This is a genomic window from Synechococcus sp. CS-1328 (assembly GCF_025128095.1).
In the GTDB taxonomy this organism is placed as follows: Bacteria; Cyanobacteriota; Cyanobacteriia; order PCC-6307; family Cyanobiaceae; genus CBW1002.
In genome coordinates this window covers 14,787-36,686 of record NZ_JAHLYT010000047.1, presented here as the reverse complement: position 1 = coordinate 36,686, position 21,900 = coordinate 14,787, and the positions used below count along the sequence as shown (strand labels likewise).

At 67.1% G+C, this 21,900-nt stretch carries 21 protein-coding genes; 14 read left to right on the top strand and 7 right to left on the bottom strand.

Features of this window, described 5'->3' with window-relative positions:
• Position 1: 1 nt before the first annotated feature.
• The 6 genes from KQ310_RS08050 (at position 2) to KQ310_RS08025 (ending at position 5,612) form a co-directional block, all read left to right on the top strand.
• Positions 2-520 carry a hypothetical protein gene (locus tag KQ310_RS08050; protein WP_259721244.1) on the top strand — a complete coding sequence of 173 codons (519 nt, stop codon included), beginning with the start codon at positions 2-4 and terminating at the stop codon, positions 518-520.
• A 4-nt stretch (positions 521-524) separates the two neighbouring features.
• Positions 525-944: a SufE family protein gene (locus tag KQ310_RS08045; RefSeq protein ID WP_259721243.1), complete on the top strand. Its 420-nt coding sequence runs from the start codon at positions 525-527 to the stop codon at positions 942-944.
• 47 nt (positions 945-991) lie between these two features.
• Positions 992-2,296 carry a homoserine dehydrogenase gene (locus tag KQ310_RS08040; protein ID WP_259721242.1) on the top strand — a complete coding sequence of 435 codons (1,305 nt, stop codon included), beginning with the start codon at positions 992-994 and terminating at the stop codon, positions 2,294-2,296.
• Between the two features lie 237 nt (positions 2,297-2,533).
• Complete coding sequence (locus KQ310_RS08035) at positions 2,534-2,767, top strand: hypothetical protein (protein WP_197153929.1); 234 nt, start codon at positions 2,534-2,536, stop codon at positions 2,765-2,767.
• Between the two features lie 263 nt (positions 2,768-3,030).
• The gene (locus KQ310_RS08030; protein WP_259721241.1) at positions 3,031-4,596 is read left to right on the top strand and encodes an ABC transporter substrate-binding protein; all 1,566 of its coding nucleotides are present in this window, start codon (positions 3,031-3,033) and stop codon (positions 4,594-4,596) included.
• On the top strand, positions 4,593-5,612 hold the full coding sequence (locus tag KQ310_RS08025; protein ID WP_259721240.1) for an ABC transporter permease: 1,020 nt from the start codon (positions 4,593-4,595) through the stop codon (positions 5,610-5,612). Before KQ310_RS08030 ends, KQ310_RS08025 begins: the two co-directional genes overlap by 4 nt.
• A gap of 58 nt (positions 5,613-5,670) precedes the next feature.
• Here the strand turns inward: KQ310_RS08025 and KQ310_RS08020 are convergent, their stop codons facing one another.
• Positions 5,671-7,212, bottom strand: coding sequence for an alpha/beta fold hydrolase (locus KQ310_RS08020; RefSeq protein ID WP_259721239.1), 1,542 nt, complete (start codon positions 7,210-7,212; stop codon positions 5,671-5,673).
• Between the two features lie 62 nt (positions 7,213-7,274).
• On the opposite strand from KQ310_RS08020, the gene KQ310_RS08015 reads away from it, so the two are divergent.
• The gene (locus KQ310_RS08015) at positions 7,275-8,525 is read left to right on the top strand and encodes an MFS transporter (RefSeq protein WP_259721238.1); all 1,251 of its coding nucleotides are present in this window, start codon (positions 7,275-7,277) and stop codon (positions 8,523-8,525) included.
• Here KQ310_RS08015 and KQ310_RS08010 read toward each other — a convergent pair.
• The gene (locus KQ310_RS08010) at positions 8,493-8,741 is read right to left on the bottom strand and encodes a hypothetical protein (RefSeq protein WP_259721237.1); all 249 of its coding nucleotides are present in this window, start codon (positions 8,739-8,741) and stop codon (positions 8,493-8,495) included. The two genes, KQ310_RS08015 and KQ310_RS08010, sit on opposite strands and share 33 nt — an antisense overlap.
• A 248-nt stretch (positions 8,742-8,989) precedes the next feature.
• Here KQ310_RS08010 and KQ310_RS08005 point away from each other — a divergent pair, with 248 nt between their 5' ends.
• Both KQ310_RS08005 and KQ310_RS08000 read left to right on the top strand, forming a co-directional pair.
• The gene (locus tag KQ310_RS08005; RefSeq protein WP_259721236.1) at positions 8,990-10,354 is read left to right on the top strand and encodes an EAL domain-containing protein; all 1,365 of its coding nucleotides are present in this window, start codon (positions 8,990-8,992) and stop codon (positions 10,352-10,354) included.
• Between the two features lie 190 nt (positions 10,355-10,544).
• Positions 10,545-11,834 (top strand): EAL domain-containing protein, encoded by a 1,290-nt coding sequence (locus KQ310_RS08000; RefSeq protein ID WP_259721235.1) that lies wholly within the window; start codon positions 10,545-10,547, stop codon positions 11,832-11,834.
• Positions 11,835-11,877: 43 nt separating this feature from the next.
• Here KQ310_RS08000 and ychF read toward each other — a convergent pair whose 3' ends face one another.
• On the bottom strand, positions 11,878-12,969 hold the full coding sequence (gene ychF, locus KQ310_RS07995; protein ID WP_259721234.1) for a redox-regulated ATPase YchF: 1,092 nt from the start codon (positions 12,967-12,969) through the stop codon (positions 11,878-11,880).
• 266 nt (positions 12,970-13,235) lie between these two features.
• Here ychF and KQ310_RS07990 point away from each other — a divergent pair, with 266 nt between their 5' ends.
• A complete protein-coding gene (locus tag KQ310_RS07990; protein WP_259721233.1) occupies positions 13,236-14,303 on the top strand; it encodes an efflux RND transporter periplasmic adaptor subunit in 1,068 nt (355 codons plus the stop codon).
• A 70-nt stretch (positions 14,304-14,373) separates the two neighbouring features.
• On the opposite strand, the gene wecB is transcribed toward KQ310_RS07990, so the two are convergent.
• Positions 14,374-15,489 carry a non-hydrolyzing UDP-N-acetylglucosamine 2-epimerase gene (wecB, locus tag KQ310_RS07985; RefSeq protein WP_259721232.1) on the bottom strand — a complete coding sequence of 372 codons (1,116 nt, stop codon included), beginning with the start codon at positions 15,487-15,489 and terminating at the stop codon, positions 14,374-14,376.
• A gap of 95 nt (positions 15,490-15,584) precedes the next feature.
• On the opposite strand from wecB, the gene KQ310_RS07980 reads away from it, so the two are divergent.
• The gene (locus KQ310_RS07980) at positions 15,585-16,865 is read left to right on the top strand and encodes a type IV pilus twitching motility protein PilT (RefSeq protein WP_259721231.1); all 1,281 of its coding nucleotides are present in this window, start codon (positions 15,585-15,587) and stop codon (positions 16,863-16,865) included.
• 25 nt (positions 16,866-16,890) lie between these two features.
• Here KQ310_RS07980 and KQ310_RS07975 read toward each other — a convergent pair whose 3' ends face one another.
• Both KQ310_RS07975 and tsaD read right to left on the bottom strand, forming a co-directional pair.
• Positions 16,891-17,145, bottom strand: a complete 255-nt coding sequence (locus KQ310_RS07975; RefSeq protein WP_259721230.1) for a chlorophyll a/b-binding protein — start codon at positions 17,143-17,145, stop codon at positions 16,891-16,893.
• Positions 17,146-17,184: 39 nt separating this feature from the next.
• Positions 17,185-18,240, bottom strand: a complete 1,056-nt coding sequence (gene tsaD, locus KQ310_RS07970; protein ID WP_259721229.1) for a tRNA (adenosine(37)-N6)-threonylcarbamoyltransferase complex transferase subunit TsaD — start codon at positions 18,238-18,240, stop codon at positions 17,185-17,187.
• A gap of 61 nt (positions 18,241-18,301) precedes the next feature.
• Here tsaD and KQ310_RS07965 point away from each other — a divergent pair, with 61 nt between their 5' ends.
• Together KQ310_RS07965 and psaJ are read left to right on the top strand one after the other, a co-directional pair.
• A complete protein-coding gene (locus KQ310_RS07965) occupies positions 18,302-18,781 on the top strand; it encodes a Photosystem I reaction center subunit III (protein WP_259721228.1) in 480 nt (159 codons plus the stop codon).
• A gap of 118 nt (positions 18,782-18,899) precedes the next feature.
• A complete protein-coding gene (gene psaJ / locus KQ310_RS07960; RefSeq protein WP_185465876.1) occupies positions 18,900-19,016 on the top strand; it encodes a photosystem I reaction center subunit IX in 117 nt (38 codons plus the stop codon).
• A gap of 404 nt (positions 19,017-19,420) precedes the next feature.
• On the opposite strand, the gene gmk is transcribed toward psaJ, so the two are convergent.
• Positions 19,421-19,999, bottom strand: coding sequence for a guanylate kinase (gene gmk / locus KQ310_RS07955; RefSeq protein WP_259721227.1), 579 nt, complete (start codon positions 19,997-19,999; stop codon positions 19,421-19,423).
• Here gmk and KQ310_RS07950 point away from each other — a divergent pair.
• On the top strand, positions 19,938-21,872 hold the full coding sequence (locus KQ310_RS07950) for an NFACT RNA binding domain-containing protein (RefSeq protein ID WP_311134723.1): 1,935 nt from the start codon (positions 19,938-19,940) through the stop codon (positions 21,870-21,872). The genes gmk and KQ310_RS07950 overlap by 62 nt on opposite strands.
• Positions 21,873-21,900: the final 28 nt, after the last annotated feature.

The following is a 21,900-nucleotide window of genomic DNA, read 5'->3' as shown; positions in this document are numbered from 1 at the left end:
CATGCGTCTGCGTGCCGTCACGGTCCTCGTTCCAGCAGTGGCTGGAATCCTGCTCAGCCCCTGTGCCGCCAGGGCTCACGCCCTGGAGAGCAGTCTGGAGCGCCTCAGCAGCCTCAACGACAATGTGATGCTGCAGAGCCACTTTTCCAGTGGAGCCCCCGTCGCTGAAGCCTTGGTGCGGCTGATGCCACCCGGTGGCGGTGATCCGATCCTGGTGGGCCGTACCGACACCCAGGGCCAGCTGCGTTTCCAGCTGCCCGCGTCGATGGCCAATGCCGAGGACTGGGAAGTGCAGGTGGATGGCGGATCCGGCCATCGCGACTACATCGAACTGCCCGCCAAGAGCGACAACCAGGTTCGCCAGGGCACCAGCCCCATTGGGCTCGACGCTGCCTGGCAGCAGGAGCTTCGTTCACCGGGCGTGCCGCTGATCACCATCGGCCTCGCCTCGCTTGGCGGCCTCCTCTCGGTCGGGAGCCTGGTGCGTCTTGCTCGGCTGGGCAGCCGCCGCCGGGGCTGAGCCGATGGCCAGCGGAAGTCCCTCCCTCGACCGCATCGTCGAGAAACTCGGCAGCACCACTGAGCCCAGACGCCGTTACGAATATGTGCTCTGGCTGGCCAAGAAGCTGGCGCCGTTGCCCGATCAGTTCCGCCAGGACGCCTACAAGGTGAAGGGCTGTGTCTCCCAGGTGTTCGTGGTGGGGGAGCTGGTCGATGGAACGCTGCACTGGCAGGGCGATTCCGACGCCCAGATCACCAAGGGCCTGCTGGCCCTGTTGATCGAGGGGCTTGAAGGGCTGACGCCGGCTGAGGCCGCTGCGGTGGATCCCGCCTTCATCGCTGCCACCGGCCTGCAGGCAAGCCTGACCCCGTCAAGGGCCAACGGTTTTCTCAACATCCTGCGGATGATGCAGTCCCAGGCCGTGCGGCTGGGCAACAGTTGAATTCTGAGCAGATTTCTAGGATCGGTGGTTTGAGGGGCGTCAGCGACATGACCATCGGCATCGGCTTGCTCGGTCTGGGGACGGTGGGAGCCGGTGTCGCCGCGATTCTCGGCAGCCCCGAAGGCCGCCATCCCCTGGTGGGCCAGCTGGCCCTGCGGCGTGTGGCAGTGAGGGATCTGAGCCGGCTCCGCCCCGTGGACCTGGCCCCGGAGGTGCTCACCACAAACCCTGAAGCGGTGGTGGACGATCCGTCTGTGGACATCGTCGTGGAGGTGATGGGGGGGCTGGAGCCGGCCCGCTCCCTGATCCTGCGGGCCATCGCCGCCGGCAAGTCTGTGGTGACCGCCAACAAGGCCGTGATCGCCCGCTATGGCGAGGAGATCGCCGCCGCCGCCGCCGCTCGGGGCGTCTACGTGCTGATCGAGGCGGCTGTCGGAGGCGGCATCCCGATCATCGAGCCGCTGAAGCAGTCGCTGGGCGGCAACCGCCTGCAGCGGGTGAGCGGCATCATCAACGGCACCACCAATTACATCCTGTCGCGGATGGCTGAGGAGGGCGCCGCCTATGACGCCGTGCTCGCCGATGCCCAGCGGCTGGGCTATGCCGAAGCCGATCCCGCCGCCGATGTGCAGGGCGGCGACGCGGCCGACAAGATCGCCATCCTCACTGGGCTCGCCTACGGCGGCAGCGTGCCCCGGGCCTCGATCCCCACGGAGGGTATCGACCGTCTCGACTCCCGCGACGTGGCCTACGCCGCCCAGCTGGGCTTCGTGGTCAAGCTGCTGGCCGTCGCCCAGCACCTCGGCACCGCAGACGATGGCACCGAGCTGTTGGACGTGCGGGTCCATCCCACCCTGCTGCCCAGGCAGCACCCTCTGGCAGGTGTGCATGGCGTCAACAACGCCATTCTGGTGGAAGGCGATCCGGTGGGGCAGGTGATGTTCTATGGCCCCGGAGCCGGTGCCGGGCCCACCGCCTCGGCCGTGGTGGCCGACATCCTCAACATCGCCGGCATTCGCCAGGTGGGTGGTGCGCCGGGCCAGCTCGACCCCCTGCTGGCGGCCGGCAGCTGGCGCCGCTGCCGCCTGGTGGACGGGTCCCAGACGCGGCATCGCAACTATGTGAGACTCCAGACCCGCGATCAGGCCGGTGTGATCGGCAGGATCGGCACCTGCTTCGGCGATGCGGGCGTCTCGCTGCAGTCGATCGTGCAATTCGAGGGGCAGAACGGCGCCGCTGAAATCGTGGCGATCACCCACGAGGTGCTGGAGCAGCATTTCCGCACCGCCCTCGATGCGATCGAAGCGCTGGCCGAAGTGGAGGCGGTGGCCGCCTGCCTGCGCACCCTCTGAACCTCCTGGCGAAGCACCCCGTCGATGCGGCAGAGTGACCGCCAAACACTGAAGCAATTCTGAAGAAGAGAGGCGCCATTCAGCCTCAGGCAACGCCGTTCAGCCCCCGAGTCCAGGTCGCCATCCCCTCACCGACCGGCTACCCAGTAGCCGAGCGCACAACCCAGCCCCGCCGCCATCGGAAGGGTGGGGGGACCGCCGGACATCCGGGAGCGTTGTTTCTTTCCTCCCCCGACCATGACCTTCACGTCCACCCCCCCGCATCAGGGCGATTGCATTCGCATCTGCGGCGATGACCAGCAGCTGTATCAGGTGATCGGCGTCGATCAGGCCGGTAACCGCTGCTGGCTGCGTCGCTGGCCCCTGGCCCGCCATGGCTGCCCGGTCTTTGAGTTGCCGCTGCAGCAGCTGCAGCCCGGCTGCGTCACGCCAGCCCCCCACCGTCCCCAGCCTTTCGCGTCCCGTTCCTGAGACCTGCCTTGCCGCTCCAGACGGTCAAGTCTCAGACCGTCAAACCATTGTTGACGTCGACAGAGTCCTGCCCATCCCCGCTGGGGTCGGTGGCCTTGAATGGCCCCACTCGAGCGGTGACCTTGTCCCCAGCTCTGTCTGATTCCGTCTCCGCCCCTGCACTGTCGGCGCCGGTCCCCGCCATTGCCAGAGTCCTGGCCTCTCTCCAGTGCCTCCGCTCAGGCCCAGGATCTCTGCTTCCGCTCCTGGCGCTGGCGCTGCTGTTGCCCCTGTTGGCCGCCTGCCAGCCGCAGCGCTCCCCCTCCCGTCTGGTGGTGGCGACCAAGAGCCGCATCGATTCCGTTGATCCCGTCAAAGCCTCCCGGATCGGGGCGATGCAGCTGCTCAGCGCCCTGGGGGACCCCCTCTACGCGATGACCGCCGACGGCCGCATCGAACCCCGGCTGGCCACGGCCCTGCCCACGATCAGCAGCGATGGCCTGATGGCCCGCATCCCCCTGCGCCGGGGCGTGCTCTTCCACGACGGCACCCCCTTTGATGCGGCCGCACTGGTGTTTTCGCTGAAGCGCTTCATGGCGATCGGCACCCTCGGCTATCAGCTGAGCGATCGGGTCAAGGAGGTGCGGGCCAGCGGCAGCCACGCGGTTGAACTGGAACTCCATCAACCCTTCAGCCCCCTGCCGCGGCTGCTTTCGGCCATCTTTCTGACGCCGATCTCCCCCACCGCCTATCGCAACCACCCGGACAAGCCTCTGAACGAGCGCTTCGTGGGTACGGGGCCCTATCAGCTCACCTTCTTCGGCGGCCAGCAGGTGCGGCTCACCCCCTGGCGGCGCTACTGGGGGCCAAAACCTGCCAACGACGGCATGGATCTGGTCACCCTGAGCAACTCCACCGCCCTGTTCGGAGCGCTGCGCAGCGGTGAAGTCGACGTTCTGCTCTCCAGTGGTCTGGAGATCGACCACGAACAGGCCCTGCGGCGCGATGCCCTGGCGGGTCGGCTGCATGAGGCCCGTGGCCCGGCCCTCTCGATCGGCTTCCTCTCGCTGCTCACCGACCAGCCGCCCCTGGACAACCCCAGCCTGCGCCAGGCCATCGCCCACAGCCTCGACCGCCAGACGATCAGCCGCCGGGTGAGCCTGGGGCTGCGGCCGCCCCTGCGCCAGTTGGTGCCCCCCAGCCTGCCGGGATCCGATCCCAATGCCTGGCCCGCCTACGACCCGGCCGAGGCACGTCGCCTCTATCGCGCGGCTGGATACTGCGGCGGCAAGCGCTTCAGCCTGCCGCTCACCTTCCGCTCCGACATCCCCAGTGACCGACTGTTCGCCCTCACCTGGCAGGCCCAGCTGCGCCGTGACCTGGGCGATTGCGTGACCCTGGAGGTGAGCGGCATGGAATCCACCACCGCCTACGACCAGCTCGCCAATGGAGCCCTGGTGCTGTTCTTCTACGACTGGATCGGCGACTATCCCGACGCCGAGAATTTTCTTGCCCCCCTGCTGAGCTGCCAGGAGCCCCAGGGCAACCGCTGCGCCAAGGGCAACAGTGCCTTGAGCGGCTCCTTCTGGACCGCCCCTGGGCTGGATCTGCAACTGGTGCGCAGCAGTCAGGTGGAAGGCCCTGGGCGGATTGCCCTGCTGCGGGCCATCCAGCGGCGCACCGCTGCCGCCGTGCCCTACCTGCCGGTGTGGCTGATGGAGGAGGGAGCCTGGAGCGGTGTCCGGGTGAGCCCACCCCTCTTTGATGGATCCGGGCGGGTGCGGCTTGAGGCGCTGCATCGGCTGGGTCCCGCGACGGCCCCCGGTTCTGGAGGGGAGGCCGGCCGATGAGTCGCCGCAACGAGCTGCTGCGCTACCTGGGGGCCCGCCTGGCCCTGGCGCCCCTGATGCTCTGGCTGATCGCCAGTCTGGTGTTTCTGTTGCTGCGGGTGGCGCCGGGCGATCCGATCGATGCCCTGCTGGGCCCCAAAGCCCCCGCCGCCGTGCGGGCGGCCCTGCGCCAGCAGCTGGGGCTCGATCAACCACTGACCGTGCAATACGGCCACTTCATCAGCAATCTTCTGCACGGGGACCTGGGCCTGTCCCAGGCGAGCCAGGAGCCGGTGGCGGGGATCATTCGTCAGAGCCTGCCGGCCAGTCTTGAGCTGGGGGTCACGGCCCTGCTGCTGGCGGCGGTGGTGGGTCTGGCCGTGGGCTTCAGCGGCATCGCCCGGCCGGAGGGAAAACTCGACCTGGCCGGACGCCTCTATGGCATCGGCACCTACGCCCTGCCGCCGTTCTGGGCGGCGATGCTGGTGCAACTGGTGTTTGCCGTCTGGCTGGGCTGGTTGCCGGTGGGCGGCCGTTTCCCTCCGTCCCTGCTTCCCCCCACAGGCACAGGCTTTTACCTGCTCGACAGCCTCAGGGCGGGCAACTGGAGCCAGCTGCAGGGCACGGTGCGGCATCTGACGTTGCCCGCCGCCACCCTCGGCCTGCTGCTCAGCGGCATCTTCGACAACGCCCTGCGCCTCAACCTGCGCCGCGCCCTCGCCTCCGACTACGTGGAGGCGGCCCGCAGCCGCGGCCTGGGGGAGGCGCGGGTGGTGCTGCGCCATGCCCTACCCAATGCCCTGCTGCCCGTGCTCACCATCACCGGCATCACGGTGGCCTCCCTGATCGGCGGGGCCCTGCTGATCGAGGTCACCTTCTCCTGGCCCGGCATCGCCTTCCGGCTTCAGGAGGCGATCAGCCAGCGGGACTATCCCGTGGTGCAGGGGATCGTGGTGGTGGTGGCGGCGCTGGTGGTGATGGTCACGGTCCTGGTGGATCTGCTGGTGGCCCTGCTGGATCCCCGCATCCGCTTCTGAGCCCTTGCTTTGAAACCTTGGCGATGAAGCCCTGGCTCCGGAAGCCTCGGGACCGCCATCAGCGGCTTAAATCCTGCTGCCAATGGCGGGCTGCGGCGGCGTCAAGCACGTAGGCGCCGACACCCTCCTGCAGTCGGTGCTGGGCTGGAAGCAGATCGGGACCGCTCAGGCCCTGGAGGAACTCGACACTGAGCCGCAGGATCAGCTTCTGCACTCGCTGCGGCTCCACTCCCACCAGCTCCTCGCCCAGCTGGAAGAGGGCCTCCCCCCGGCGTGAGATCCGCACCGGCGAGAAATGGCTGCCGCCATCCACCACCACCAGGCGGCTGCGGGGATGGCTGGAGGGCAGAAACAGCTCGAGCTGCTCGCTCACCGGCGGCGTGATCAGATCGAGGCTGCCGCCCACCATCAACAGCGGCACGCTGAGTTTTTCGAGCCCCCACCGGGGCCAGAGCAGGCTGCCGAAGCCGTTGAGCACCACCACCCCCCGCAGGGGTGACTCCCGAAGGGAGGATGGCGGACGCAGCTCCAGTGACAGATCCGCCATCTGGCACTGCAGCAGCCGCGAGAGGTTGGTGATCGGCAGGCGGCGCAGGGCCTCGCGGCAGCGGCGCTCCAGCCCGGGTTCCGGCGCAGGACCGCTGGCCAGCAGGGCGGTCATGGCGCCAAGGGAATGGCCCATCAGCACCACGCCATCTCCCAGTGGCGGCAGCGGGCCATGGGCCTCCGCCGCCAGCACGGCCTCCAGATCGGCCAGGCGATCCGGCAGGGTTTCGGCCCCGGGCGGCGGCTGTGATCCGGCCAGCAGGCCCCGCATCGCCCCGGCATCGCTGCCTGGGTGTTGCAGCACCACGGCAGGCCATCCCCGATCCGCCAGGGCGGCTGCCAGCCAGCCCAGCTGCTCGGAGTTGCCACCCAGCCCTGGCATCAGCAGAACCCAGGGGCCTGCTGGCGCCGCCGTGCTGCGGCCACGCCAGAGTTCCAGCGGCAGGGGATCGTCGCGGTGGGCCACCGGCAGCAGCAGGGGCTGCATCTGCACCTCCGGCGCATCGCTGAAGGCCAGGGGACGCTCCTGGCGGTCGGGCAGCTCCATCCGCCGCAGCCGCCGCAGGGCCCGCTGCTGCAGGCGCAGCTGATCGCGCCACTGTTCCGCCTGGGCCAGCAGGGTGTCGAGCTGCAGGTGCAGGTCGTCGGCGGGCAGGTCCTCCAGCAGGTCCAGCACGGTGACCTCGCCCCGCGCCTCCAGCAGACGCCGCAGGCTCTCCTGCAGCTGGGCGCTGGATCCGCGGCCCTGCGCGTCGGTGAGCAGACCGCCCACCTCCACGAGGATCCGCTGGCCGGCCCAGCTGGTGAGCAGTTGCTCGCCGAAGCTTCGGGAACGCAGCAGGGGGAGCCGCAGCAGGCGGCTCAGGTTGAGGCGACTGCGCCCATCCATCAGCTCCAGCCAGACCGCCAGCTCGCCTTTGCTGAGCTCATCGCCGGACATGAGCTGACTGTCCAGCAGTCGGGGGCGACGACGACTCCAGACCTGTAACTGCTCGAGATCGATCGGAATCTCCAGTCCGTCGAGGTGCACGTGCAGCCGCTCGGCCGCCGCCACGGGCTCTGCCTGCAGCCCGATCAGGGTCAGCAGCAGACTGGCCAGCGCAGACCAGAGACAGCGTGCGCGGGTTGACGGAGGAAGTGGCGGAGGCAGAGACGGTGGCCCGGGCGGGCTCCTGGTTTCACCAGTTTCCCGCGCCGCTGCGCGAACTGGCCCTGATCCGGCTGATCGGGTCGCTGGGGGCTGGCGGTGTGGTGTATCTCACGCCGATGGTGTTCCACCAGGCCGCCTTCAGCGCTACCAGCGTGACCCAGGGCCTGGCCCTGGCGGCCCTGGCCGGCACCGGGGGACGTCTGCTCTGCGGCCTGCTGCTGGATCGGGGCCTCAACTGCAGCGTCCCGGTCCTGCTGGCGGTGCTGCTCTCCCTGGCGGGCGACACCCTGCTGGCCGGCGCCTGGGGCTGGTCCGGCTTCCTCCAGGGCCAGCTGCTCCTGGGAGCGTCCATGGGGCTCTACTGGCCGGCGATTGAGCTGGCGGTGCCCCTGAGCTGCCAGCCGGTGTCTTCGGCGCGGGGGTATGCCCTGGCGCGCAGTGCTGACGCCGCCGGGATCGCGGCGGGGGCTCTGCTCGGGGCCCTGCTGGCCTGGGCCGGCCGGTTGCGGGTCATCTACCTGGTCGATATCGCCTGCCTGGTGGTGATGGCCCTGCTGTTGCTGCTGCGTCCTCTGCCCGACCCCCGGCCCCGGGTCCGCTCAAGAGCCGGCGATACCTGGAGGAGCTGGCTGCCCCCGCTGCTGCCGCTGCTGGCCCTGACGGTGCTGGCCACGGCGATGCCGGTCCTAATGCAGAGTGCCCTGCCGCTGGACCTGGTGCGCGGCGGCCTGCAGCGTCCGCCCCTGTCGGAGAGCCAGGGAGCCCTGCTGATCGGCCTGCAGCTGGGCTTGCTGCTGCTGCTGCAGTGGCCCGTGGGACAGGCCCTGGCCCGACGACCGGTGGGAACGGGTCTGGGGCTGAGCCTGGTCTGTTTCGCCGTCGGTAGCGCCCTGCTGGCAGGCTCGGCTCTGCACCCGGCTGGAGCCTGGTTGATCGTGCTGGCCCAGTTGCCGCTGGCGCTGGGGCAGGCCGCCTTCCTGCCGATTGCCAGCGAGGCGGTGCTGGAGCTCACCCCCCTGCGACACCAAGGCCTTGCCCTGGCCCTGTTCTCTCAGTGTTTCGCCTTGAGTGCCCTGGCCGCACCCCTGCTGGCCGGCCAGCTGCTGGATCGCCAGGGGCATGGAGCGGGCCTGTGGCTGACGATGACCCTGGTGTACCTGCTGGGGTTGCTGCTGGTGCGGCTCCTACACCCCCATGCCGCTGGCCGCCGGATCTGACTCCGCCACGGCCGCGGCGGCACGTTCACGGGCGGCGATCCAGGCCTCGTGCGGCAAGGGTTCTGTGCCGTATTCCCAGTCGTCGTAGTCGGGATCATTGCGGATCTGTTGATGCACCTCCTTCTGGGCCTCAAAGTTGTGGGGAGGCTTCTGGCTGGACAGGTCGGTCGCCGATTCGGCCGGCCGGCCCGATGGGGATTGGTGGGATGACGGCATTGCATGCCTCCGCAGCTGACCTGGATTCTTGCCCAGCCGCCCCCGATCCGGCCACAGGCGGGTTTGCGGTCCCTGCGGGGCAGCCAGCAAAAATCTGTGGATCTTGCATAGAGTGGGGTTGATGCGCTTCAACGGGCCGTGCAGGAGGCTTGATGACACGGCACGAGGAGCTTCCTCCGCAAGACCGCCCCGACCCTGACTCTGATCGGGTTAGTGACGAGGCGGCTGGCCACGCCTCTGCCGACACCTTGGATCCCGCGGCCCCCTGCCACCAGGACGGTCTCCATCCGGACGAGACCCATCGGCACCTCAACTTGCCCCGCAAGCCGGTCCGTCCCTCTCCCAGGCCCTTTCTGGAGGTGCTTGAGGAAGGCGGGGTCGAGGCTTCCAGTTCCCGGGTGGATGCCTGGCTGCCCGACCTGCACGATCTGATCGAACAGGAACGGCTCGATATCCACTTTCAGCCGATCCTGTCGCTGCGACAGAAGACCGTGGTGGGCGTTGAAGCCCTGGCCCGGCCGCACCGCATGCGGGTGGGCGAGATGTTTGCCAAGGCGGCTGCTGCGGGCCGGCTGCTGGAGCTGGATCGCCTCTGTCGCCGCAAGGCGCTGGAGGCCTACCGGCACCTGCCCATGATCGGCCGTGCCAGGCCCCTGTTGTTCGTCAATATTGAGGCGTCGGTCATTGACCGAGCGGTCGTGAACTCCGGATCGATGCTGAGCACGGTGGAGTCCTACGGGCTCAAGGCCAGCGACATTGTGATCGAGGTGAATGAGAGCAAGGTGCTCGACCCCGATTCACTGCGGCAGTTTGTGGATACGCACCGGGATCTGGGCTTTTTGATCGCTCTTGATGATCTCGGTGCCGGCGACAGCAACCTGCCACGCATCGCCCAGCTACGGCCCCACATCATCAAGCTGGATCGTAACCTGATCGCTGGAGTTGATCACGACTTCTTCAAGCAGCAGACGATCAAGTCGCTGGTGAACCTCTGCCGCAGCATCGGTAGCCTTGTGCTGGCTGAAGGGGTGGAGACGCTGGAGGAAGTGGATGCCTGTGCCTCTCTCGGGGCCGAGTTGTTTCAAGGCTTTCACTTCGATCGTCCCAAGGCACCCCTGCATCTCGATCTTCCTGCCTTGTTGCCGGCGCTGGTCTCAGCCTCCCAGCGTCAGAGAGATAACGCCGTTGACACGCTCCATGCCCGCAGGCAGGTGGGCAGTGTGCTGCATCGCTTAGCCGGAATCGCCTGCGAACGGCTTCAGGACTGCACCCCCGAGAACTTTGATGAGGTGCTGAAGGGGCTGGCCCAGAGTGATCCTGAAATTGAAGCCACCTATCTGTTGGACAGTCAGGGGATTCAGGTGAGTCACACGCACATGTCCCATCCGGTGACCGGCCTCTCAAGCCGGCTGTTCGGCCCGGCGGCGCGCGGCACCGATCATTCCTACAAGGAATATTTTTTCAGCCTGATCCATGCCGGCCTGCAGCGCTACACCACCGATAGCTACATCAGCCTCGCCACTGGCCAGCCCTGCCGCACCGTGACCGTGGTGTTTGAACACGATACGGATCAGACCTTTGTGCTTTGCATCGACTTCAAAGTTTCTGGCTGACCGCCGCCCTGATTGCCAGGGATGACTTGTGCCGCCGATCCTTCGCTTTTGTGCCGGTTGATACCAGCCCGCATCGACGGCGCTTCCTACCATCTAATCCCCGTCTTTGCCCTCCTGGTGAGGGACTGGACCAGACACCTCCATAATGGACCCTTCGGCTCCATGGCCTCGGAGTGAGCCGATGGCCGCCATGCGTAACAGAACTCTGCCAGATATCGGTCGCATCCGTGCAGGGCGCCAGGACGAACTGCCCCGCTCCGATGCCCTGCAGCACCTGCTGGACCACCAGGAGCTCGATACTGTTTTTCAACCGATTTTGTCCCTTCGGCACCAGTCGGTCGTAGGGATCGAGGCCTTGGCCCGGCCGCGCACGATGGGACTGGTCCAGATGTTCCTGGAAGCAGAAACCACCGGGCGCATGCTGGAGGTGGATCGACTCTGTCGCTGGATGGCGCTGGAGACCTACCGGCGACTCCGATTTGAGCCGGGCTGCCGTCCGCTGCTCTTCCTCAATTTTGAAGCCTCGGTGATCGATCGCGGTGTGCTGGGCTCCGGCTGGCTGCTGGAGGCGGTGCAGGCTGCAGGCCTCGAGCCCGGCGATGTGGTGATCGAAGTGAACGAAAGTCGGGTCCTGGACCTCGAGGCCCTGCGGGCCTTTGTGGATGACTATCGCCAGCATGGTTTTCTGATCGCCCTGGATGATCTTGGCGCTGGCGACAGCAACCTGCCCCGCATCGCTCAGCTGCGCCCCCATATCATCAAATTGGATCGCCATCTGGTGGCCCATGTCGATCGCGATTTCTTCAAGCAGGAAACGATCAAATCCCTGGTGAACCTCAGCCGCAGTATCGGCTGCATGGTGTTGGCTGAAGGGGTGGAAACCCACGCCGAAGTCGATACCTGCGCCTCATTGGGGGCCGAGCTGTTGCAGGGCTTCTTCTTTGCCAGGCCGAGGAAGCCCGACCAGCTCGATCTTCCGGGCCTGCTGGAGCCCCTCGCCGAGGCGACGCGTCGACAGCGTGTCCATGCCACCAGGGCTCTCAAGGCACGGCGCCAGCAGAGCCTTGACCTCCATCGCATTGCCCAGAAAGGCTGCGCGAGTCTGCAAAAGGTGCAGCGACAAGGTTTCGATCAAGCCCTGCGGGACTTACTCAGCGCCGATCAGGGGATTGAAGCCACGTACCTGCTGGATGAACGTGGCATCCAGGTGAGTGAGACCCACATGGCCCCAGGCATCAATGTGATGTCCAGCCGCCTGTTCGAACCGGCGCGGCGTGGCTCAGACCATTCGTTCAAGGAATACTTCTTCAGCCTCGCGGATACGGGCCTGACTCGATACACCACCAACAGCTACATCAGCCTGGCAACCGGACATTCCTGCCGCACCGTTGCGGTGCTGCTACGGCATGGCCTGACAGCGGCGAACTACGTGCTCTGTATTGACTTCCTCACGCCCACGTCCTTGTTTCCGCAGGGGTGACGTTTCCGCAGGGGTGACCTTTCAGGTCATCTGGATGTTCAGATCAGACGTTGAACAGAAATTCCATCACATCGCCTTCGGCGACTTCGTACTCCTTCCCTTCACTGCGTAGCCAGCCTTTGTTGCGAGCCTCAGCCAGAGAACCCGCCTCGAGAAGCTTGCTGCAACCGATCGTCTGGGCGCGGATGAAGCCACGCTCAAAATCGGTATGAATCACACCAGCGGCCTGGGGCGCCGTCATGCCGGCCGTGATCGTCCAGGCGCGGGTCTCCTTCTCGCCCGTTGTGAAGTACGTACGCAACCCCAGCAGGGAATAGGTGGCGCGGATCAGGCTTTGCAGCCCACCTTCCTCCGCCCCCAGACCGGCCAGGAACTCGGCTCGCTCCTCCTCCGGCAGCTCGATCAGCTCGGCCTCCACCTGGGCGGAAATGCGCACGGTTTCAGCACCCTCCTGGGCAGCCAGTGCCGTCACCTCATCCACGAAGGCATTGCCGGAGGCCAGGTCGTCCTCGCTCACATTGGTGGCGTAGATGATCGGCTTGGCGGTGAGCAGGCCCAGGGGCTTGATCAGCAGGGCCTCCTCGTCGCTGATCTCCACCGTGCGGGCTGCTCCACCCTGTTCGAGCACCGCCTGGATGCGGGCCAGGGCTGCGTCCTCCAGCTGGGCCTCCTTGCTGGTACGGGTCTGCTTCTTGAGCCGCTCACGACGCTTCTCCACCTGGGCCAGATCGGCCAGCCCCAGCTCGAGGTTGATCACCTCGGCATCACGGCCTGGGCCCACCGAGCCGGAGACGTGAATCACATCGTCGTTCTCGAAGCAGCGCACCACGTGCACGATCGCATCGACTTCGCGGATGTTGGCCAGGAATTTGTTGCCCAGACCCTCGCCCTGGCTGGCCCCCTTGACCAGGCCAGCGATGTCGACGAATTCCACCCGGGTCGGGATGATCTCCTTGCTGCCGCTCACCGCGGAGAGCTGCTCCAGTCGAGGATCCGGCACCGCGACCACGCCCGAATTGGGTTCGATCGTGCAGAAGGGATAGTTGGCGGCCTCGGCCTTGGCGTTGGCCACGAGGGCATTGAACAGGGTGGACTTGCCCACGTTGGGCAGGCCCACAATTCCGGCTTTGAGCATGGGCTGAATCTAAATCGCCCCCTGCCGGGCTCCAGCCGGGCCAGCAGCGACGGGGGAGATCCGTCCAGGCGGACAACCCCAATCACGCCGCCAACCAGAAAGACTGGGGCACAGTCGGAACCAGGCCCATTCCCGTCCTCGCCCCCCTGCGGCCGCGTCGCCGGCCCGAACCCGCCCCCACCGGAGAGTCCGAGATTGGCGAGCCCGCCCCCAGCACGGCGGCCCAGCCGCTCTGGCGACGGCGGCGTCTCTGGGCCGGTGCCCTGGTGCTGCTGGTCGGTCTGGGCGGCACAGCACTCTGGCAGCGCCAGGCGGGCCAGAAGGGCCGCAACCTGGAGCCCTACACCGTGCTGGCCCGACAGGGGTCCCTTCCCAGCGTGGTGAGTGCCAGCGGCGAATTGGATGCGGTCAGGCGGGTGAACGTGAGCCCGAAGCGGCAGGGGCTGCTGCAGGAGCTCTACGTCGAGGAGGGCGACCGGGTGCGGCAAGGCCAGGCCCTCGCCCTGATGGACTCGGGTGATCTCAATGAACGCCTGAAAGAACTGCAGGCCAATCTGAGCTCGGCCGAGGCCCAGCTGGCCCGTACCCGCAGTGAATGGGAGCGCCGCCGCCAGTTGTTCGCCAGCCAGGCGATCAGCGCTGACGACTACCAACGGGCCCTGGGGGCCTTTCACGTGGATGAGGCCAATGTGGCCGCGGCCCGTCAGCGGCTGGAGCAGCGTCAGGTGGAACGGGAGGAGCTGATCGTGCGGGCCCCCTTCGATGGGGTGATCACCCAGCGGTTCGCTGACCCTGGCGCCTTCGTGACACCCACCACCACAGCGTCGGCCACGGCCGGTGCCACCAGTTCCTCGGTGGTGGAACTGGCCCAGGGTCTGGAGGTGCTGGCCAAGGTGCCGGAGAACGACATCGGCCGCCTGCGGGTGGGCCAGATGGCCAGCGTGCGGGTGGATGCCTTCCCCGATCAGCGCTTTGCGGCCCAGGTGCGGCGCATTGCGCCGCGGGCGATCAAACTCAACAATGTCACCTCCTTTGAGGTGAAGCTGCAGCTGATCGATCCGCCGCCGGAGCTGCGCATCGGCATGACTGCCGACATCGACTTTCAGGCCGGTCAGCTGCGCTCCGAGACCCTGGTGCCCACCGTGGCAGTGGTGACCGAGGAAGGCAAACCTGGCGTGCTCAGGATCGGCCCTGAGCGCGAGCCCACCTTCCAGCCGGTGGAGCTCGGGGCCAGCAGCGGCAAGGACACCCAGATCATCACGGGCCTCAAGCCAGGCGAGCGGGTGTTCATCGACCTGCCTCCCTGGGCCCGCAAGCGTCCACAGACGGACTGACTTGGAGATGGATCTCCATGCAGGCCGACTCAGGCAAGGGTGCCTGAGTGCAGGTTGACCAGCTGCAGGCCTACTGAGCGTCCCCGCCGTTGAGAAAGCTGCGGACCGCCTCCAGGATGCGTCCGCTCGCCTGCCCATCGCCGAAGGGGTTGTGGGCCTGGGCCATGGCCGCGTAGGCCTCGGGATCCTCCAGCAGGTGGCTGGCCTCCCGCAGGATGTCGCCGCTGTCGGTGCCGATCAGGCGAGCGGTGCCGGCTTCCACCGCTTCGGGGCGCTCGGTGGTGCGGCGCAGCACCAGCACCGGCTTGCCCAAAGCGGGTGCCTCCTCCTGCAGGCCGCCCGAATCGGTCAGCAGCAGCGTGCAGCCCCGCATCGCCGCCACCAGGCGATCGTAGTCGAGGGGTTCGGTGAGGAAGGCACGGGGATGGTCGCCCAACAGGGCCTGCAGGGGTTCGCGCACGGTGGGGTTGCGATGCAGCGGCAGCAGCAGGGATGTATCGGGAAAACGCTCCAGCAGATCGAGGAAACCCCGGCCGATCTGCTGCAGCCGTTCGCCCCAGTTCTCGCGACGGTGCACGGTGGCCAGCAGCACCCGCTGCCTGGTCCAGTCGAGGCCGGGCAGATCCCAGTCCGGGGCCGTCTCCGCCATCAGCAGCAGAGCATCGATCACCGTGTTGCCGGTGATGAGGATGTCGCCCACCACACCGGAGGCGCGCAGATTGCTGGCCGATTGCGCCGTCGGCGCGAAGTGAAGCTGGGCGAGCTGGGAGATCAGCCTGCGATTGGCCTCCTCGGGGAAGGGGTCGAGCAGGTTGTCGGTGCGCAGGCCGGCTTCGACATGCCCCACGGGGATCTGGCCATAGAAGGCCGCCAGGGCTGAGGAGAAGGCGGTGGTGGTGTCGCCCTGGACCAGCACCAGGTCCGGTCGATGCTCGGTGAATTCCTTTTCCAGACCTTGGAGGGCGGCACAGGTCACGTGGGTGAGGGTCTGCTTGGGAGCCATCAGCGCCAGATCGTGATCGGCCTGGAGGCCGAACAGCTCCATCACCTGGCTGACCATCTCGCGGTGCTGGCCGGTGAGCACCACACGGGTGGTCAGGTCCGGGGCCTGCTGAAAGGCACGGATCACCGGGGCCAGTTTGATCGCCTCCGGCCGGGTGCCCAGCACGATCGTGACCAGTGGCATCCCGTCGCCCAGCAGCAATGCCCGGATCCTAGGGATGGTGGCTTCCTGGCCCGATAGGGGCGAAGCTGGTTGAACCCGACCCGTTCCGCTCCGGCATGGCCCAGGCCGATTCTCCCTTTCCGCCTTCGCCCTTCCCCCCCGCCGGAACCTCGGCTCTGCCCTCCCCGTTCCCGGTGGCCGCTCCGGCCCAGCCACCCACCCCTGCCTCGCCCGGCAAGGGGCTGCAACCGCCACCACCGCCGCCACCACCCAGCACCCAACAGTCCACCACCCCGGTGGCAGCAGCTGGAGAGGAGGGTGGCAATTACGGGCCCCAACCCGCCAATCTGGAGGGCATCGTGCGCCTGGCCCACGAGCGGAACCATTCGGATGTGCACCTGGGCATTGGTGAAGAACCGCGCTACAGAGCCCGCGGCGAGATGGCGCGCACCGGTTGGCCGGTGACCGACGCCGCCACGTTCCAGAGCTGGCTGCGGGAGATGCTGACGCCCGCTGAAATCGATGCCTTTCAGCGAGACAAGGAATTCGACGGCAGTTTTGCCTTCCCCTTCGCGCGGGTCCGCATCAACGTGCTCGATTCGTTCCGGGGGCCGGCGATGGTGCTGCGGTTGATTCCTCAGAAGATCGCCACCCTGGAGGACCTGCATCTGCCGTCGGTCCTCAAGAGGATTTCAGCCCTGCCCAAGGGCATGATCCTGGTGACCGGTCCAACAGGTTCCGGCAAGAGCACCACGCTGGCGGCGATGATCGACTGGATCAACCGCAACATGACCCGCCACATCCTCACAATTGAGGATCCGGTGGAATTTGTGCATGAGAGTCGCCAATCTCTCATTCGCCACCGGGAAGTGGGCCAGCACACCAAGCTGTTTCACAACGCCCTGCGTGCCGCCCTGCGGGAGGATCCGGATGTGATCCTGATCGGCGAAATCCGTGACCAGGAAACCCTGGCCACCGCGATCGAAGCCTCCCAGACGGGTCACCTGGTGTTCGGAACGCTGCACACCAATTCCGCCGTGAAGACCGTGGAGCGGGTGCTGGGGATGTATCCGCCCCAGGAGCAGGATGCGGTGCGGCGCGCGGTGTCTGAAACCTTGCTGGGGGTGGTCGCCCAGGGCCTGATCAAGACCACCGATGGCAAACGGGCTGCTTTTCACGACATCCTGATCAACACCGAAGCCTGCAAGGACTACATCCAGCGCGGCGAACTCGACGAGATCGAAGAGATCATGAAGCGCAGTGGTTTCGATGGCATGGTGACCACCAACCAGAGCCTGGTCAAGCTGGTGGAAGACGGCCGCGTCGAAGCAGAGGATGCCGTGGCTGTGAGCCTCAAGCCCAATGAGCTTGCCCAGGCTCTGCGCGGCAGAACCTGATCGCGGGTTGTTCAGTGGGCCGGTTTCAGTGGCCGGCAGCCAGGCGGGCAATCAGCAGAACGGTCAGCCCAACGGATAGGCCCAGCATCGCCAGCCGGCCGTTCCAGATCTCCGCCTGGGGCGTGAAGCCCCGTCGCCAGGCATTCAGCTCTTCCGGGCCAACCGGCTCGACCACGGCCTGAGACTCAACGTCGCCCGGCAGGGCAGCGTCAATCGGCGCCACAGCAACCTGACCTGGATCGGTCGTGCTCCCAACCTGGCCCTGCTCCACCGGCGCCATGGCGACCAGCCCTCAGAGAATCCTTCCACCCTAGGGCGATCAGAAACAAGCTGTTGCCTCGTACAGCTGCCCGGCCTGAACCAGCGGCAACCGCGGCGCAACGCCCAGATCCATCGGGCTGCTGCAACCCTGCGCGAATCTCTGGGTGGCTGCCACGCCCACCATGGCGGCATTGTCGGTGCAGAACGCCAGTGGAGCCAGACGCCATTGCAGCCCGGCCTCGGCGCAGCTCCGCTCCATCCGTTGCCGCAGGCGCCGGTTGGCCGCCACGCCGCCCACCAGCACGATCGTGGCCAGACCCTGGTCGCGGGCACAGCGGCAGCTGCGCTCCACCAGCACATCGGCCACCACCTGCTCGAAGCTCGCCGCCAGATCCGCCACAGGAAGAGGCTCTGCCGTGGCCTCGAGCGCCCTCACCTGGCGCAGCATGGCGGTCTTGAGGCCGCTGAAGCTGAAGTCATAGGGGTAGAAGCCCCCTTCCGGCCTCGATACCCGCCCCTTGGGCAGGGCGAAGCGGTGGGGATCGCCGCCTTCGGCGGCGGCCTGAATGGCAGGCCCGCCGGGGTAGGTCAATCCGAGCAGGCGTGCCACCTTGTCGAAGGCCTCGCCGGCGGCGTCGTCATGGCTGCGGCCCAGCGGCTGATAGCGCCCGGGACCATCGACCCGGATCAGTTCGGTATGGCCACCACTGACCAGCAGCACCAGATAGGGCCCCGGCGGCAGCGGAGATCCGAGCTCTACCGAGCAGAGGTGCGCCTCAAGGTGATGCATGCCCAGGAACGGCAATCCATGCAGGCGGGCCAGGGTGCGGCCCGTGACCGACCCCACCAGCAGGGCTCCCACCAGGCCCGGCGCCACTGTGGCGGCGACCGCATCCAGCTGGGGCAGCGCCACGCCGCTCTCGGTCAGCACGGTGGCGATCAGCTGGGGCAGCGCCTCCACATGCCGTCGCGAGGCGATTTCAGGCACCACGCCACCGAAACGCGCATGTTCCTCTACCTGGGAGGCCACGGCATGGGCCAGAACGGTGCGATCCCGCACAATCGCCGCTGCCGACTCGTCACAACTTGTTTCGAGGGCAAGAATCGTGGCCATGGACTCTGGGGGCCGCTCCTACTGTCCGGTCGTGACATCCTGCCCTGCGGCCGAACTCCCTATGCGCCGTCTATTCGCCGTCGTTCTTTCCGCCTTTCTCATCCTTGGCTTCGCTCCGTCCGCCAGGGCTGATGTAGCCGGTTTGACCCCCTGCGCCGAGAGCCCGCGGTTCCAGCAGCGGGCCGGCGCGGCCCAGACCGAGCAGGCCAAAGCTCGCTTTGCGATGTACAGCAAGGCCGTCTGCGGCACTGATGGTCTGCCCCACCTGATTGTCGATGGCCGCTGGAGCCACGCCGGAGACTTCATGATCCCCGGCATCGCCTTCCTCTACATCGCCGGTTGCATCGGCTGGGCTGGTCGCTCCTACCTGCAGGCCATCCGTGGCACCAAGGACGCCACCACCAAGGAGATCCAGATCGATCTCTCCCTGGCCCTGAAGAGCACCCTGGCAGCCGCCAGCTGGCCGATCGCGGCCTTCGGTGAATTCACCAGCGGCAAGTTGCTCGAGTCGGACAACAAGGTCACCGTGTCGCCCCGCTGAAGGCGACAGGCTGGTGACTGCCACAGGCTGTTGATCTCCACAGGCTGTTGATCGCGGCAGGTTCTTAATCGCGGCAGGCTGATGTCCTGCTTCCTAACACGCTTCACCCTTCTCTGACATGAAGAAATTCCTGACCACCGCTCCGGTGTTCGCTGCCATCTGGTTCACGATCACCGCTGGAATCATGATTGAGTTCAATCGCTTCTTCCCGGATCTTCTGTTCCACCCCCTCTGAATCTGATTGAATTCGGTGGTTGGGAAGGCGACCTCCAAAGAGTTGTTTGGATGCCCTCTCAGGTTCAATAGCTGAAATCTTTCCCAGGCTCACCTATCCTTAGCGGCTCCTTTTTGGGGCCGCTTTTTTGTGGTTAGGAACGGCGTGTTTGCCATGTTTGCCCCGGAGCCTGCGGGGCTGGCGATGTTCTGCGTCTGCAGTTGGTGATGCTGATTGGCTCGCCATCAGGTCCGGATGATCGGGACGAAGCTCTGATCAATCGCAAGGTTTCGGCTGCGCCGATCCAGCGTTGATGCTGGGATCGCCATGCTCTTGTGTCTGGTCGTATCGGATCGGACAGGTCGGACAACAAATCGGACAGATCCGACAGATTGGACCGATCAGCTCACGCATCAACGCAAAGATCAGCTCTTGCTGGTGCCCAGATCCATGAGCTGTTCCAGGTCCGCCAGCGCCACCTCCAGATCCCCGTTCACCAGGCAGGCATCGAACTCGGCTGCGGCGGCCAGCTCCACCCTGGCGCGCTCCAGGCGCTTCGCGATGGCGGCTTCGCTGTCGGTGCCGCGGCCACGGATCCGCCGTTCCAGCTCTTCAAAGGAGGGGGGCTGGATCAACAGCTGCTGGCCCGACGGGAAGGAGTGACGCACTTGACGGGCCCCTTCCAGTTCGATCTCCAGCAGGACCGGCCGTCCTTCGGCGAGATGCTGCTCCACCGGCTGCCGCGGCGTGCCGTAAAGGTTGCCGGCAAATTCGGCCCATTCGAGGAAGCCGCCTGCGGCCACCTGCGCCTCGAAGGCGTCACGACTGAGAAAGAAGTAGTGCACGCCGTCGACCTCACCGGCCCGGGGCTGGCGGGTGGTGGCTGAGATCGACAGCCAGATGCGTGGCTGGCGCTGCAGTAAGCGGCTCACCAGCGTGCCCTTGCCCACGCCGCTGGGACCGGTGATCACGGTGAGCCGGGCGGACGACGCGGCGCGGGCCATGGAGGTGACACTGCTGCGCAGCAGAGTAAGCAGCCTCGGCCGTGATCCCCTGCCAGCGGTGATGGTGTCAACCCAACCCCTCCAGCCTCTGGACGTGACCAGCCTGCGGGCGGTGCTGGGGGAGCTGCGTGCCGCTCTGGTGCCGAGCCGCTTTGAGAAGGCACAGCAGAGCGCCTCGCACACGGTGCAACTGGGGCTGCGCAGCCTCGACGGCATGCGCTGGCTGGAGATCAGCTGGATGGCGGAAGCCCCTCGGCTGCTGGCGATCCCGGCACCGCGCCGTCAGGGTGACGGCAGCACCCTGGCCCAGCAGCTGCAGCATGGCCTCAAGGGGCTGGCCCTGGTGGAGCTGGCCCAGGACGGCTGGGAGCGCGTCGTGCACCTGCGTTTCGCGCCCCGTCCCGGCGAGCCTCCCCAACGGCAGCTGGTGGTGGAACTGATGGGGCGCCACAGCAACATCTTTCTGCTCGACGCTGAGGAGCGGGTGATGGCCCTGGGCCATCAGGTGCGGCAGGGACAGTCGCGTCTGCGGCCGATCGGCAACGGCGACCCCTACCAGCCGCCGCCACCCCTGGGCGGCGATCGCCCCGATCCGGCCGAACCGTTCGAGAGCTGGCAGCGGCGCCTGAGTCTGTTGCCCCTGCCCCTGGAACGGGCGCTGCGGGAGAGCTATCAGGGCATCAGCCCGGCCCTGGCCCGCCAGCTGGCGGGGGAGTCCGCGGAGCAGAGCGCCGCCTGGTTGGCTCAGCCTGTGCAGGAGCTGGATGCGGCCGGTTGGTCACGGTTGTGGCAGCGGTGGTGCGCCTGGCTGAGGGCGGTGGACGATAAGTGCTTTTTTTTCGATACAGCTGGCCCCACGGTCTACCGCTGCTGGCGGGTTGATCCGGCTGCGGCGGATCCCGCTCAGGCTGGCGACAGCCTTCCCATCAATACGGCCCTGGCCGGCTACTACGGCACCTTGCTGGGGGCGCGGGAGCTGCAGCGTCGCCAGCACCAGCTCGCCCAGCAGCTGAAGGCCGCAACCGAGCGTGAGCAGCGGCAGTTGCACCAGCAGGAGGCGTTGATGGAGGCGGCTGGCGGTAGTGAAGCCCTGCAGAGCCAGGCGGACGACCTGCTCAGTCAGTTCGCGCTGTCCCGCGAGCAGATCGACGAGGCCCAGGCGCTCTACCGGCGGGCCCGCAAGCTGCGGCGCTCGCTGGCGGCGATCACACCACGGCTGGAGCGGCACCGCCAGCGGCTTGCCTGGCTGGAGCACAGCCGCACCTTCCTCGACCAGGCCGATGGCGTCGAGCAGCTGGAGGCCCTGGCCGAGGAGCTGCGGGATGGCCCCGGCGGACCGGAGGGAACAGACAGCGCCAGGGGGCCAGCACCGGCGCCGCAGCCCCAGCGGCGCGCCCATCGCCGGGCTGCGGCCAAGGCCATGGCCCCAGAGCCCCTGCAGGGCACCACGGCGGCCGGCCTGATCGTGCAGGTGGGCCGCAACCATCGCCAGAACGAATGGATCAGCCTGCGTCAGGCGCGGCGCGGCGATCTCTGGTTCCACGCCCAGGAGTGTCCAGGCAGCCACGTGGTTCTGAAGGCGTCCCTGGCGGTCGCCGGCGATGACGACCTCCAGGCGGCGGCGGATCTGGCGGCCCATTTCAGCCGCGCCCGCGGCAACCGCCGTGTGCCGGTGGTGATGGTGCCCACCGAGGAGCTGCAGCGCATCCCCGGGGCTGGACCGGGGACGGTGCGCCATCGCGGCGGCGCTCTGCTCTGGGGCGAGCCCGGCCGGGCCGCCGCCTGGCTGGCGCAGCGGGCAGCGGTCATCGACGCTCACGAGGGCGAGCCGAGGGCCGATCCCCCTAGCCTGGCCTGGGAGCCTGGACCATGAGCGACACCGACACCCCCATCACGGCACC